The organism is Marinoscillum luteum, assembly GCF_044005705.1.
GTDB lineage: Bacteria > Bacteroidota > Bacteroidia > Cytophagales > Cyclobacteriaceae > Marinoscillum > Marinoscillum luteum.
Genome location: NZ_JBIPKE010000016.1, coordinates 83011 through 97414, shown reverse-complemented (window position 1 = coordinate 97414; position 14404 = coordinate 83011). Strand labels below are relative to the sequence as shown.

The 14404-nt window shown below is 45.5% G+C and carries 15 protein-coding genes; 7 read left to right on the top strand and 8 right to left on the bottom strand.

Annotated elements, in window-relative coordinates:
- Window positions 1-31: 31 nt before the first annotated feature.
- On the top strand, window positions 32-2125 hold the full coding sequence (gene recG, locus ACHKAR_RS10340; protein WP_395417364.1) for an ATP-dependent DNA helicase RecG: 2094 nt from the start codon (window positions 32-34) through the stop codon (window positions 2123-2125).
- A 53-nt stretch (window positions 2126-2178) separates the two neighbouring features.
- Window positions 2179-2613 (top strand): hypothetical protein, encoded by a 435-nt coding sequence (locus ACHKAR_RS10335; RefSeq protein WP_395417363.1) that lies wholly within the window; start codon window positions 2179-2181, stop codon window positions 2611-2613.
- Between the two features lie 35 nt (window positions 2614-2648).
- Here ACHKAR_RS10335 and ACHKAR_RS10330 read toward each other — a convergent pair whose 3' ends face one another.
- Window positions 2649-3035 carry an Hsp20 family protein gene (locus tag ACHKAR_RS10330; RefSeq protein ID WP_159582492.1) on the bottom strand — a complete coding sequence of 129 codons (387 nt, stop codon included), beginning with the start codon at window positions 3033-3035 and terminating at the stop codon, window positions 2649-2651.
- 198 nt (window positions 3036-3233) lie between these two features.
- Between ACHKAR_RS10330 and ACHKAR_RS10325 the strand changes: the two genes are divergently transcribed.
- Window positions 3234-3890 carry a LiaF transmembrane domain-containing protein gene (locus ACHKAR_RS10325; protein ID WP_395417362.1) on the top strand — a complete coding sequence of 219 codons (657 nt, stop codon included), beginning with the start codon at window positions 3234-3236 and terminating at the stop codon, window positions 3888-3890.
- 1 nt (window position 3891) lies between these two features.
- Here ACHKAR_RS10325 and ACHKAR_RS10320 read toward each other — a convergent pair whose 3' ends face one another.
- From ACHKAR_RS10320 to ACHKAR_RS10305, 4 genes are all read right to left on the bottom strand, one after another.
- The gene (locus ACHKAR_RS10320) at window positions 3892-4173 is read right to left on the bottom strand and encodes a DUF427 domain-containing protein (protein WP_159582490.1); all 282 of its coding nucleotides are present in this window, start codon (window positions 4171-4173) and stop codon (window positions 3892-3894) included.
- A 70-nt stretch (window positions 4174-4243) separates the two neighbouring features.
- A complete protein-coding gene (locus ACHKAR_RS10315) occupies window positions 4244-4948 on the bottom strand; it encodes a hypothetical protein (RefSeq protein WP_395417361.1) in 705 nt (234 codons plus the stop codon).
- 71 nt (window positions 4949-5019) lie between these two features.
- The gene (locus ACHKAR_RS10310; protein WP_395417360.1) at window positions 5020-5910 is read right to left on the bottom strand and encodes a hypothetical protein; all 891 of its coding nucleotides are present in this window, start codon (window positions 5908-5910) and stop codon (window positions 5020-5022) included.
- Window positions 5911-6198: 288 nt separating this feature from the next.
- Window positions 6199-6777, bottom strand: coding sequence for a HupE/UreJ family protein (locus ACHKAR_RS10305; protein WP_159582488.1), 579 nt, complete (start codon window positions 6775-6777; stop codon window positions 6199-6201).
- A gap of 134 nt (window positions 6778-6911) precedes the next feature.
- On the opposite strand from ACHKAR_RS10305, the gene ACHKAR_RS10300 reads away from it, so the two are divergent.
- Window positions 6912-7376, top strand: a complete 465-nt coding sequence (locus ACHKAR_RS10300; RefSeq protein WP_395417359.1) for a DUF6702 family protein — start codon at window positions 6912-6914, stop codon at window positions 7374-7376.
- Window positions 7377-7398: 22 nt separating this feature from the next.
- On the opposite strand, the gene ACHKAR_RS10295 is transcribed toward ACHKAR_RS10300, so the two are convergent.
- Complete coding sequence (locus ACHKAR_RS10295; RefSeq protein WP_159582486.1) at window positions 7399-7959, bottom strand: 2'-5' RNA ligase family protein; 561 nt, start codon at window positions 7957-7959, stop codon at window positions 7399-7401.
- A gap of 141 nt (window positions 7960-8100) precedes the next feature.
- Between ACHKAR_RS10295 and ACHKAR_RS10290 the strand changes: the two genes are divergently transcribed.
- The gene (locus ACHKAR_RS10290) at window positions 8101-8505 is read left to right on the top strand and encodes a hypothetical protein (RefSeq protein ID WP_395417358.1); all 405 of its coding nucleotides are present in this window, start codon (window positions 8101-8103) and stop codon (window positions 8503-8505) included.
- Between the two features lie 206 nt (window positions 8506-8711).
- Window positions 8712-11150, top strand: coding sequence for a zinc-dependent metalloprotease (locus ACHKAR_RS10285; RefSeq protein WP_395417357.1), 2439 nt, complete (start codon window positions 8712-8714; stop codon window positions 11148-11150).
- 57 nt (window positions 11151-11207) lie between these two features.
- On the opposite strand, the gene ACHKAR_RS10280 is transcribed toward ACHKAR_RS10285, so the two are convergent.
- Window positions 11208-12752, bottom strand: a complete 1545-nt coding sequence (locus ACHKAR_RS10280; protein ID WP_395417356.1) for a DUF4301 family protein — start codon at window positions 12750-12752, stop codon at window positions 11208-11210.
- Between the two features lie 123 nt (window positions 12753-12875).
- On the opposite strand from ACHKAR_RS10280, the gene ACHKAR_RS10275 reads away from it, so the two are divergent.
- On the top strand, window positions 12876-13334 hold the full coding sequence (locus tag ACHKAR_RS10275; protein ID WP_159582482.1) for a tellurite resistance TerB family protein: 459 nt from the start codon (window positions 12876-12878) through the stop codon (window positions 13332-13334).
- Here the strand turns inward: ACHKAR_RS10275 and ACHKAR_RS10270 are convergent.
- Window positions 13331-14095 (bottom strand): S1/P1 nuclease, encoded by a 765-nt coding sequence (locus ACHKAR_RS10270; RefSeq protein ID WP_395417355.1) that lies wholly within the window; start codon window positions 14093-14095, stop codon window positions 13331-13333. The two genes, ACHKAR_RS10275 and ACHKAR_RS10270, sit on opposite strands and share 4 nt — an antisense overlap.
- Window positions 14096-14404 lie beyond the last annotated feature (309 nt).

Below are 14404 nucleotides of genomic sequence, written 5' to 3'. Positions count from 1 at the left end.
CTTCTTTTATAAATTAGCGGAAACCTCTGCCATGACTTCTTTTTTTGAGCGAAGTATTGAATTTCTAAAAGGCGTGGGCCCCCAAAAGGCCGAGCTGCTCAAAAAAGAACTCGAAATTTTCACCTTTGCTGACCTGCTGCAGTACTATCCGTTTCGGTACGAAGACCGCACCCGGTTTTACAAAATCAATCAGGTCCGGGAGGATCAGGCCTACATTCAGATCATTGGTAAGTTCGTTTCTTTTCAAACGGTGGGTGTGGGCAGTAAGCAACGACTCGTAGGTCAGTTTGCTGACGAAACGGGTGTCATTGAGCTGGTTTGGTTTCAAGGGGTGAAATGGGTAAAATCCCGTGTGGCTGTGGGTGTGCCGTATATCGTTTTCGGAAAACCCTCTCGATTCGGAAGCAAATACAATATTGCTCACCCCGAAGTGGAACCTCTGACTGAAAAAAGTAAGCAAGGGAGCTACCTTCATCCTGTGTACACCACCACAGAAAAACTCAAACGCCGGTTCATAGACAGCAAAGCCATCAGCAAAATGATGAAAATGCTGCTCATAGAGGCGGTGAATCACATCAACGAAACGCTGCCTCCGGCGATCACCCAACAGTATCGGCTGATGGATAAAAAATCGGCGCTCGTACAAATACATTTTCCCAGAAATACCCAGGAGCTTCAGAAAGCCCAATACCGGCTGAAGTTTGAGGAACTCTTTTATATCCAGTTGCGACTCCTCAAGCTCAAGATCACCCGAATTGAAAGCTTTCCGGGCATCCGGTTTGACAACAGCGAATTACTCAACGAGTATTATAATAAGCACCTTCCTTTTGAGCTCACCGGCGCCCAGAAGAAAGTGGTGAAAGAAATCTATCAGGATTTTCGCTCCGGAAAACAAATGAACCGACTGGTGCAAGGTGATGTGGGTAGTGGAAAAACCATGGTGGCATTTCTGAGCATCTTGATTGCGATCAGCAATGGCACACAGACAGCTTTCATGGCGCCCACGGAAATCCTGGCAGAGCAGCATTACAACGGACTGAAGGAATATGCCGACCTCTTGGGCATTCACATTGGACGCCTGACTGGCTCCAGCAAAAAATCCGAGCGCCGGGTCATAGATGAAATGCTCCAATCCGGGGATCTGCCCATTGTCGTAGGAACTCACGCCTTGCTGGAAGATAAAGTGAAGTTTAAAAACCTCGGGCTGGCAGTGATCGATGAGCAGCATCGCTTTGGGGTGGCGCAGCGTGCTCAACTCTGGAAAAAGGGTCAAAACGCTTACCCTCATGTGCTGGTAATGACTGCCACACCCATCCCTCGTACACTGGCCATGACCCTATATGGCGATCTGGATATTTCGGTCATCGATGAGCTTCCTGCAGGAAGAAAACCCATCCAGACACACCACATGCGTGATAGTCACCGGCTGAAGATGTTTAGTTTCATGGAAAAAGAAATCCAAAAGGGCCGTCAGGTGTATGTGGTATATCCCCTTATTGAGGAATCCGCCACCCTGGATTATAAAGACCTGATGGACGGATATGAAAGCGTAAGCCGTCGGTTTCCGGACTACCCCATTTCTATCGTGCATGGCAAAATGAAGTCTGACGACAAGGAGTGGGAAATGCAACGCTTCGTAAAAGGAGAAACCAAAATAATGGTGGCCACCACTGTGATCGAAGTAGGTGTAAATGTCCCGAATGCCTCGGTGATGGTGATTGAAAATGCGGAGCGCTTTGGTCTTTCTCAACTTCATCAGCTAAGGGGTCGGGTAGGTCGGGGGGCGGATCAATCCTATTGTATCCTGATGACCGGGAATAAGCTCACCACTGAGGCCAAGCTGCGTGTGCAAACGATGGTGGACACCACCGATGGTTTTAAAATAGCGGAGGTAGATTTAAAAATCCGTGGACCCGGTGACCTGATGGGCACACAACAAAGCGGACTCATGGACCTGATGATTGCCGATTTGGGGAAGGACACGGAGATCTTGAAACTAGCCAGGTCTGTGGCGACTGAAGTTCTCAATGCCGACCCGGACCTGAAAGATCCAAAAAACGTGCTGATCAGAAAACAGGTGGCAGCACAGAGAAAAAGCATGGTAAACTGGAGCAGGATTAGTTAAGGTCCTGCGGTTGCGTGGTTTGCTCAGGAAATCTGTAACTTCCCTATGAAGCCATGAAAGCAAAATACATTCAGTTACTCAAAAGTCAGGTTGAAAAACTGGACGTTTCCGATTTTGATTTGGAAGCATGGAAAAGTTCTGCAGTATCTGCCTTAGAGCGTGTCTTTGGGAAAGCTGACTCCCGAATCACTCATATCGAGGGCCTGAAAATTGACTATAGCAGCTGGGCGCTACGGGACTCCAATTCTCAGTACAAGCCTGTAGAATCCTGTAAGCGCAAAGGCAGGGAAATTTTTAACTCGGCTATTGAAGAGCTTGAACTATTCGGGATGGCTACGGGTAAGGAATCTATACTGGAAGCATACTTTGGGCCGGAGGATCTTAAAATCCTCCTCTCTGAGTCCGCTGAAAAAAAGAATGTCATCAAAAAACTCAAAAAGGAGGAGCTATTACAACTAACACTCAAGCTCATTGAAGCCTACCCTTGAGGTAGCCGAAACATCAGTGCCTCCCCAGTGGGATTTCACTTCTTAAAAATCTCAATATCCCGCTCATAACCGCTGGCGGTTTCGTCCAGAGGTAAATGGATCGAGAGTTCTCCTGCCTGATACTCGGCCATGATTCCGTCAAAGTCTACCTGACTGGTCAGCTTAATGGCTGAAAGTAAATAGGGTAATTCGATATCTGCTGTTGTTTCCTCCGAAATGATATGAAACAAAAACATCTCATAATCGCGAACCTCAATTTTTAGGTGTTCCGCACTTACTCCCGGCACCCTCACTTTCACGATCCATTCGGTTTCCTTCTTATCAATATTGATTACAGGCTCTGTCATCCCACCATTGATGGTATTGACAATCTCCGCCGTATGCGCCAGGTTTTTGATTAACATTCTGTCTTCTACTCGCATAATCTGTCTCCGTTTTGCCCTGGTTTTAGCAATAGCCATACCAAGTGTGTTTCATTCTAATAACTATGTCAGTTTGACTATGTTGTGTATGGAGTGGTCATTTTGTCATCTCTCATGTCAGGGTTCCCTTGAATTTCATCCCCTTTGATTATTTTCCTACTCAAAAAAAGCACTCCTTTGTCTAAACAATTGGCAAAAATGAATTCTCAAAAACGTCCACTTTTCGGGTTGTTCCTGATACTAATCGGGCTGGTTTTATTGCTGAGCAACCTCGGTGTAATCAGTGGCCTCCCTGGTTACATTTTCTCCTGGATCAATATCTTCCTCCTTCTGGCCATTGCCAACCTCTTCTCCGGAAATTATCGTGGCGTACTGCTATTTGCTGCCCTTTGGGGCTTCTTTATACTCCGGCAGTATACAGATATTCAGCTGAGAGACTACTGGCCATTGATCCTGGTGTTTATTGGCCTCTCTATGCTCATGCGCAAACGCCTCCGGTCTCAGGTCACCTCCACTACGGACGATTCCTTTGATGAAATCAACATTTTTGGCGGAAGCACAAAAAAGTATACCAGTACGTCCCTGAAAGGGGGGAAAATCACCAACATTTTTGGTGGATCAGAAATCGATCTGCGGGATTGCCAACCTGAAAAAGTGGTGGTCATCGAAGTTTTAACCCTTTTTGGTGGCTGTGAGCTGATCGTACCCAAAGAATGGAACATTTCGGTAGATACCACGGCCATCTTTGGTGGATTTGACGACAAACGTGAAGCCTCATCACACAAAGATCCTGCGGTGGTCTATATCAAAGGAATTACCATTTTTGGTGGCGGTTCTCTGAAAAGCACCAAGTAAATTACTCCGTCACTTCTACCCCTTTCCAGAAAGCTATGTAGCCTTTGATATGCTTTGCCAGCTCACTGGTTTCCGGATAGTACCAGGCTGCATCCATATTAGTCTTTCCATCTACCTCCAAAGTGTAATAACTGGCAGTGCCTTTCCAGGGGCATACCGTATGAGTGGTGCTTGGCTTGAAATACGCCGACTTAATATCTGATGGTGGGAAGTAGTGATTATTCTCGACTACCACTGTTTCGTTGCTCTCGGCAATGAGCTGTCCGTTCCAAAATGCTTTCATCTTCCGTTTTCTTTCCTCAGTTAACTCCAGACCTTAAAGTAAGGTTTGTCTGACAACCCGAGATGTCGTGTCATTGACCATTGGGCATTTGGAATAAATCGTCATTGGCGCCCATTCCTACGTAGATCTCGTCAAATACCAACTCTCTTTCAAAGTCATCTCCTTTGAAATAAACTGCCGTGGGAACAAGGAGTCCGTTGTATTGCTTATACTTCTCTATAGTTTTCAACACACTTATGGGCGTGCCATCAAACTTCGATTCTATTTTCTCATAGTAGAGTCTGAAGTCTTTCTGATCGATATAAAATGTCCGTCGAAAAGAGGCCTCCTCCATGAGATAAGTATAATAAAGTATGCCCTCCATATCCGAAAGCCCCAAAAAGGTTAGGTGATCCTTGACCGGATAAAGGGGGCTACCCCTCGAAAAACTGTTTTTTATGACGATCTCTTCCGCAGTACTCATCAGCTGAACTTCGTAGCGTGGCTTCCATGGTGCAATGATCCAGGATAGCTGGCCGTCAGTAGCCTCGGCAAAACGTTTGTTTTGATAAGTCCCCTCTAATCGGATTTTTCCAGGGTATTTATAAGTGAGTTTCATCGGATAGGAGTGATAATCCGTATCCACCCATTTGCCATCCACAATTACACTATTCATTTCCTTCCACAAGTCCTGACCGTGTGCCTTGAAATGCTTTCGCAAAATGTCCTTACCCTCTTGAGCCATTAAAGCCTGAGAAGTAAGTACCAGAATAACGATGAAAAACTGTCTGACCATTTTATTGATTCCTGATTAAAACAAAGGGCAGTCAATCTATGACTACCCTTAAGAACGAAATGTTTTTATAATTATTTAAGTGACAGTGGTTCGGGGCTCTCAAAGGCACCCTTCGGCACTGACTTCAAAACTTTAATATTCGTGAGGTCTCTGTCTCCACGCTCGCCCGAAAGTAACAGCCCGTTATAATCTTGATAGTCTGTCCACGGCAGCACAAAGTTGGGTTCATCCTGGGTGGCCTCTTTATAATAGGCCCACTGCTCGATCAGTCGGGTGTCAAAGTCTACCCATACGTCATAGGCATTGTCCGGAGTAACTCCCACGTTCTTGAATGTGAGCCTCAACACATCTGCCCGATTGCCCTGTCGAGTAGTGTCTTCACCCACATAGGTGAGGGTCACACCGGAATCCTTCAATTTGAAAGGCATCACCAACCAATAGGAATCATTGATCCACATTTTTCGTCCCTGCTCCAGGTACTTGCTGACAGAGTCTTCCTGAGTATATTTCACCTGATCCTTCCATACGTTTCCGGTCATATCATTCATGTCCAGCGCAATCACCATTTTGCTGGAGGGGATATCAATACGTACTTTGTTATTGGCCTTGTCCCAAAGCAAAGTTCTCACTCCCAGGAAATTCCAGAAAATCACGTTGGTCTGATCCCACTTCTCCCGACCACCCATGGCGTTCATAATCTGATCAGCCATAACAATGGCATGAGGGGTAGACCCTTCAATGTCGAAACCCTCCGACGGAGGGTTATTATACACTACAATCTCTGTCGGCTCGCCACCAGCGTCATCGGCAAATCCTGTCTTATCCGCAGGTTTGCAGGATGCCATCATGGCCAATCCAATGATGGTGGCATGAAAAAGCCAACGTGATGGTTTTTTTTCTGAATTTCTCAACTCGTTCTGGTGCATGGGTTCAAATGAATGATTTATTGATGGTTTCCACATCTTTTGTTTCTTTAAATGGGTCATACTTCAAGCTAACAACTTTTTTGCCTTTAATAAAGCACAATGAGTCCTCTGTTTAGTTCTTCCTCCAAATTTCGGCTAGAATTACTTCATTCCACCGGTTCCATCCTCAAAGTTCTGTTGCCTGAATCAAGTATTTGCCACGTTAATGGTAGTCTGTGATTGATCATCGAGAAGTGCGCCTATTCAATTATTGGTTTTTTGGGGGGTATCCTACGGTTCAAACTTCCGGCCATGGAAGTATCCAAAATGTCTTCAGGATGCTGGTTATAAATAATTTGATTCGATAATCAGCACAAGAGAGATGCCAGCCACCGCTGCACTAATGACCATTTTCCAATCTCTCCTGCTCACCCCGGCCATACTCACCAGCACAAAGCCGATAACAAGCAGCGAGGCTACGATAATCAATTGACCAACCTCCAAACCAATATTAAATGCAAAAAGTTGGGTGATGATGCTTTCATCCTTTCCCAACAGGGTTTTGAGATAGTTGGAAAAACCCAGGCCATGCACCAGCCCAAAGAAGCCCGCAAAAAAGTAATTTCGAATGCTTACATGTGTATTCTCTGTGCGAGAAAAAAGGTTGAACACTGCCGTAATGAAAATGGTGACCGGAATCAGAAATTCTATAAGATCCGGATCTACCTCCACGATGGAAAATGTGGCTAGCGCAAGTGTAATGGAGTGACCGAGCGTAAAGGATGTCACCAGAGTGAGCACACTCTTCCAATCCTCTGCCTGATAAAGCGCGCATAGGGCAATGACAAAAATGATGTGATCATATCCATTTTTATCTAAAATGTGCTGCAACCCTAAATCGTAATAAATCTGAAATTCTGACATATGAAATGCGAAAATATCGAACACGGCAGATTTCAACTGGTAACTGGTGGAAAATTTGATGAAAAGTCACAGTCCGCCACTTATTGAGTTAATTTGATGATTAGTATTCTGCTTTTAATTGACCGAACGCAAAAATGTATCTCATCCTTTGGCTCTTGCTCCACCCCTATCACGTCAGCGTTTGTGAAATAGTCATCGGTACGGAAGCACCGACCTTACAAATCACGCATCGAATGTTCACCGAAGATTTGGAGCTGGCTTTAAGAAAGCATACGGAAAATCCATCCTTCCACGTGATCGAGGACTCATCGGTGGTGATGAGCGCATTGAAATCCTATTTTCAAAAGAATTTTTCTCTCTGGGTGAATGATGAGAACAAAGACTTTGTGTTTCTTCGATTCGAAATAGAAGATGATCTGACCTGGTGCTTTCTGGAGGTGACCGATGTAGGTGACCTCAAGCTACTGCATGTCCAGAATAGTCTCCTTCTTGACCTGTATGATGATCAAAAAAACCTCCTGCATGTCAAATCTGGTACGCTTAAAAAAAGCTATCTACTGGATAAGGAGACTGTTTCCGCTCAATTTGTTCTGGAGTAATCCTGTATTCTTATTTCTTCACCTAAAAAACTACCTCCTCCAATACCGCCCAGTCTTTGCCTGTATGTTTGAGCAAACAAACAGTACCACATTCCCAATTGGCTTCATAGGATCTTTGTCGATATTCTGGCCATGCCTCCTGAAAGGTTGCTTTTTTCAAATCCCTGAATGCAATGGTCATATGTGGGTGAAACGGCAGGTTTTTATAATCGGCGTTTTGAAGTTTCAGGTTCAACCGCATTTGCTTGACCACATTCTTTTTAAGGTTTTCAAGGGGAGCTGTTTTTTCAACATTGACATAAATCACTCGAGGTTCAAAACACCCAAATCCATCGTGCTTGATCCGAATAGAGGGAGTACCAGTCACAGCCTCCTGCAAACAATGAATGATTTGGTCTTCTCGATCCACCCTAAAGGTGAACGGCATGTGCAGAGTGATATGAGCCGGAGACTTCAATGCTGCTTTTGATCCATATTTGCTCTTCACCTCTTCCTTCATTTGCCACACCTCCGATTTGATGGGTTCCGGAGGAATCAATGCTACAAAGTAAAGGCGCTGGATTTTGGTCGTTGGTTCTCCCATTCATCAAAGGTTAGCAAGTCTCGTTAAACAAAAGTGCTTTATCTTCATCAATTGATAAAACCCTGCTCATTGATCAACAAAATTATCATTTCTGGCTTCTTGGTCCTTTTTCTGCTTGTATTCGCTTGCCGGCCCGAACCTGTGCGATCTCAAGCTGGGCAGTGGCACCTGGCCAATCTGACGAATTATACTTCATATCCAGAGCCAGGAAGTCCCGAGTGCCTTGAATACAATGGATGCCAATGGGCCGGGTATTTCGCTTTTGTTGATGGCCAACAGCCGGAAGATTGGGTGAAAAGCCACAATATCATCGCTATCCATTCCAAAGACGCTGAACGATACCGCTTGAAGACTTTTCTGCTGAGACAAGGAAAGCTGGAAATAGAAGCTACCGTGTACGATATGTGTGCAGACTCTGACTGCAACGGCTGCTGTACGCAGAACAGCAGCGAAACCGGGTTTCTGATTGATATTGAAAAATACACCATGGAGCGGTTTGGTTCGGGAGCTGGTATCGTGGAGTGGCAGTGTCTCGATTGCGAATAAGAAAAGAAGGTGACGGGTCTGACCACTCAACAATTGAATTACCCGAAAATGTAACTCTTTGAGAAGCGGGCAGCCAGAGCTGCCCTTTTTCCCAAAATCAACATTAAATTATGAACAATATTTAGCGTACCATGTCCGGAGCAATCAGCAGATCGAATATCTGTTGACCATCGGAAACATGCACAAAAGCATACTAATTCTACTTTATGAGAACATTGTACTTCACCCTCGCAGCCATGGCTGTTTTTGCGTGCTCGCCAAAGTCTACCCCTTCTACGAGCAGCAGCAGCTACGAAACCACTTTAGCTACCTATAAAAAGTACGAAGGCTTTTTCGATTTTTACTGGGACGCCGACAAGGGAAAGGTCTTTTTAGAAGTGGAAAACCTGGGAGAGGAGTTTCTCTATGTCAACTATCTGGCGGCGGGGCTGGGTTCCAATGACATTGGGCTGGACCGAGGACAGGTAGGTGATAACCGAATCGTGAAGTTTGAGCGAAGTGGACCCAAAATATTACTCATCCAACCCAACTACGGCTATAGGGCCGTCAGCGAAAATAAGGAAGAAGTCCGCTCGGTCAATGAGGCCTTTGCACAGAGTGTCCTCTGGGGTTTCAAAGTGGAAAAAGAACAAAACGGAAAAGTATTGATTGACATCACGGACTTTCTCCTCGCAGATGCTCATGGTGTGAGCGAAACGCTTAAAAAGTCCAAAGAGGGCACTTACACCCTGGACGCCAGCAGGTCCGCACTTTATTTGGAAATGACCAAAAACTTCAAAGACAATTCGGAGTTCGAATCCACGATCACATTCAAGGGTACCCCAACAGGGAGCAACATCAGATCAGTAGCCCCAACTGCGGAATCCATCACCGTGAGAATGCACCACTCCTTTGTGCGCTTACCAGACGATGAGTATGTCCCTCGAAAATTTGACCCCAGAAGTGGTTACTATTCGTCCTCTTATCAGGATTATGCCACACCCATAGAGGAGCCATTGGTCAAACAGCTGATCTTCCGTCATCGGTTGGAAAAGAAAAACCCGGAAGCCGAAATGAGTGAAGCGGTGGAGCCTATCATTTATTATGTGGATAAGGGAGCCCCTGAACCCGTAAAGTCCGCTTTGATAGAAGGTGCCAGCTGGTGGAATCAGGCCTTTGAAAAAGCCGGATTCATTAACGCTTTTCAGGTTTATGTACTTCCTGACAGCATAGATCCTCTGGACATCAATTACAATGTGATTCAATGGGTACACAGATCTACCCGAGGCTGGTCCTATGGCTCATGGATCGCCGACCCCCGAACCGGAGAAATTCTGAAAGGGCATGTTTCATTGGGTTCATTGCGAATTCGTCAGGATTTTCTGATTGCCACTGGTCTGCTACAGCCGTACGAAGAAGGCAAGGAGCCCAGTGATGAAATGCTGGAGATGGCGCTAGCCCGACTCAGACAGCTGGCGGCTCACGAAGTGGGCCACACCCTGGGGCTTTATCACAATTTTGCGGCAAGCGCAGATGGTCGGGCTTCAGTCATGGATTACCCACACCCGAATATTCTATTGGGGGAAAATGGTGAGATAGATCTTTCTGATGCGTATGATACGGGCATTGGGGAGTGGGATGAATTTGCCATACGGTATGGATACTCTGTGTTCAAAGAAAATGAGGATTCCTATTTGCAAGACATCATTGATGAGTGGATCTCTGATGGCTATCACTTCATCATGGATTCGGATGCTCGTCCGAAAGGCGGTGCTCACGCCACGGCACACCTCTGGGACAATGGTGAAAATGCAGCGACTGAATTGGTACGTCTGTCAGCAATAAGAGCAAAAGTACTTTCTACATTTTCGGAGAAAGCCATCAAAACCGGTCAGCCGATTTCTTCTCTGGAAGAGGTGTTGGTTCCGATGTACTTCCTACACAGGTATCAGATAGAAGCTGCCGCCAAGCTCGTTGGGGGTCAGCATTATACCTATAAAGCCAAAGGCGACGGCCTGCCACTGCCACAGAAGGTGGATGCCACCACGCAACTTACCGCCATAGACGCACTCGTCGGCACCCTTTCTCCTACTTTTCTGGGACTGCCGCCACATTTACTCGACCTATTAAGCCCCAAAGTCCCCGGGTATGGCAGAACCCGTGAAAGTTTCAAATCGAACACGGGCGTCACTTTCGATCCAGTAGCAGCAGCGGAGATGTCTGCAGAAATGACCCTGCAAATGCTCTTTCAACCTGAGCGCATTGAACGAATCACTCAGCAAAATCTTCAAAAAAGCACCTTTCCGGGCTGGAAAGAACTCATGAGCAGAGTCAATGATCAGACATGGAATGCCAATTACCCTGACGGGTTGGCCAAAGAAATCAAAATGGTAGTGGAAAAACGCGTGTTATACCACCTGATGAATCTGTCTGTTAGTTCCGCCACAGAGATGACCAAAGCCCTTGCCAACTTTGAACTCGAAAGACTAGTGAAAACGATATCCACCAAAATGAAGGCCACCAGTGATCCACTCATCAGTGCACACTATGCACACAGCATCCGCCTCTATCAGCAGTTTCTGGAAGAGCCAGGTGATTTCAAATTACCATCCACCTTGTCACCACCCGATGGTAGCCCTATAGGGATGGATTGTATGATGGAGTAACTTGATGATTGATCATCGAGTTCACCTAAAGTCCTATTAAATTGTTCTGAAGTGGTTTTATCCGCCCTGATGCTCCGGTTTCAGTAAATCATTTACTGATTTCACGGGGTTAAAGGTAATGGCCGGTACTTCCACAAAGACGGTATTCCAATCTGCCATGGAGCCGTTCCAAAGACCAGGGAGTTCCTGTGCTTTCAAGTCTTTCCCATCTTTGGATTTTTCGGTAATAAACCCGGTGTTCATGTCCCGGTGATCCAGCAGGTTATATTTTCGACCTGTTTTGTCTTTCACACCACACACCACATCCACTGGGTTGAAATGGGTGGATTGGTTAAATATTTCTTTTTGTTTCTCATTGGTGAGATCGATCTGTGCGGTTTCTACCACCTGCAACGATACTGATTCATCTTCACCGGATACCCAGAAGGGACCGCCTCCGGTATCCCCCTCACTTTTCACCATACCACAGATGCGGAGGGGGCGGTCCAGTTTTTGAGCTAAAAAGTCACACTTTTGAGCGTCGGTCAGATTTCCAAAACTTTGTCCCGGCCTATAGCCCAGGTGATTCTGCAATAGGCTCAATGCTTCCTCTATGCCTTCACCTTTGTCAAGGGTCTCCAGTGCAAGTTTGATTCGTTGCTGATAATCCAATAAGATCCCGGCAATTACTTTTTTATAGCGAATGGTTTCAGTTTTGATCTTGTCAGGAACCACATTGTCAATGTTTTTCAGAAAGATGACATCTGCATCAATGTCGTTCAGGTTTTCGAGCAACGCTCCGTGACCCGCCGGTCTGAATAGCAAGGAACCATCACTCTCGCGAAATGGCTCATTGGCCATGTCTACCGCTATGGTGTCAGTAGAGGGTTTTTGTATACTATAACTCACCTCTATTTTCACTCCAAAAAGTGACTCATAACGTGTCTGGATTTCGGAAACATGCGCCGTGAACTTCTCCATATGGTCCGGCGAAACAGTAAAGTGAATTTTTACATTCCCATTCTTATCCTGAGCATACTGGGCACCTTCCACCATATGCTCTTCCACGGGAGTTCTTGGGCCCTCCGGGTATTGATGAAATTTCAGCAGTCCTTTGGGAAGTCCTCCATAATTCATCCCGGGCTCATTGAGCAGTACATCCAGGATTTGGGTGTATTCCCTTTTTAGTTGTGCCTCTTCCAGGCTGGTACCCATGGCCTTTTGATAAGCGGCCTTTAAGTCTTCATAAAAAGCAAACTGATCCAGCTTCTTGAAAAATGTGAAAACGGAACCCGAACCCTGGTCCGCAACCATCTTTTCATACTCGGCATCTGTGCCTTTATAGTCCGTCAGAAACGCAAACAGCGACTTGAACATTCGAGAGGCAGCACCGGAGGCGGGCACGAATTTGACAATGTCCAAACCCTCAAGGTTGTTCTCATAAAATGTAATCATGCTTTCCGCTTCCTCTGCCGTGAGCTGTTTCAACCCATTTCCCTTCTGAATATTCTCGGATAAGTCTGAGGGAGGAAAACCAGATTTGAATTTTTCTATCTGAGCATTGATCCCCTCCTGGGTCAACTGATGATCTGAAATTTGCTTGAGGTCTGATGCGCTAAACATGAATCTTGTTTTTTATGATTAGTGGTGTGGTTACTCCTCCGAAAATCCCAGAGGCTACCATTTATAAACTTGTCCTTTTCTCTTTCAATATTAGTGATTAATTTGAAGTGTAAAAACAATTCTATGAATTCAGATTTGACCAATATTTCTCCCACATTTTACGGGATCAGCATGGTGCCAAAAAACAAATGGCGGGAATACGGCTTTGCTTTACTAACAATCGCGGGTTCCGATGGAATTGTTTCTGACCCAGAACTGGAGTGGCTCACCTTGGATATGGCCAAGGAGGTAGGGGTAGATGAGGAAATTGTTGCGGACTGGGAAGAGTTCGACTTTGAAGCTGCAGAACTCGATGAAATCTTTTCTTCTTTCAATTCTTCTGCATTGGCCGGATTCAGTAAACTTCTGATTTATGATGCCATTCGTATGAGCTCAGCAGATGGAGACTATGCTCTGGAGGAAAAAGAACAGGTCTATGATGCGGCCAGAATTCTAAGGGTTCCTCAGGAAGTAGTCATCGCCATCGAGGCGCTGGTGGATTTAGAACAAGCCGCCAACAAACTCCGCCTTACGATCCTTTAGCCATAGATCTCGTTCAAAATGCCAGCAAGCCTAATGCCCGCTTGCAAAAGTCTTTTGTTCAATAATTCCAGGTTTTCATAGTCATACTGATAGCTGATCTTTTTGCTTTCAGGAAGATCATAGATCTGCGGCCGGTAGCTCACGGACTCTGCTGCCCAGTCCAATATTCCTGCAGACTGCCATGCGCTGATTTCTTCAGCCGAAGCGTGGTCCAGCCATTCTACATATTCGGTATAGCTATAGTCCTGTCCGTCTATAATGCCACTATCCCATACTCTGTGGAGATTTGAGGATGACCAGAAATACTCCAGCTTTACGTCATTGCCTCCTTTGTCTTCCCCATTGCCCACGTGAAGTGGCTGATGAATGTCTCCGATCAGGTGAACCAGACATTTCAAAGCAAACGCCTCATCCTCATCTGTGAATTGCTTGGTTTTCAGCTCAGCAATCAGGCGATTCAAGGTTTGAATAATATCTCCTTCCTCAGGAGTGCCGGCCTCATCATAAGTCATTCCGTCAGGAATAGTGGCATAGTGCCACGGAGACATGTGATCGTACGCATCGTTTGATTTGATAAAATCCATGTGGTTGCTCACCTCCGCCAAAGTCTCAGTCTTCAGGATTTTCTCAATGTTCTTCCTTGCTTTTTTGGAGAGGTGCTTTTCTGCAATGAGACCAACTATTCTGTGCCCCGTTTTGCCCCACGGAAGTGCTTGAAAAGAAAATGAAATGAGTAGGAGTAGGAGTATGGTTTTTTTCATGACTCGAATATAATTGATCTCGGTGTTTTGAAGGAAGGTGCGGGATGAAGGAATTGTAAAAAAAAGGCGCCGTGCATCTCTGCAACAGCGCCTTTTACCAACCTAACCTAAAAAAGGATTACTCTATGAACGAGTAATTCCGCAATTATTGTACGCAACTAGAACATGTATACTCTCTTAAAAACAAAATGTTTCAATTTTTTCTGGAAATAATGTAATTTATTCAGTGAATACGAATCATTCCGGTTCCTTCGTTGTAAAAAACACTTCATCCTCTTTTTGGTTTCTGCCTCTTGGAGATGGTTGGAG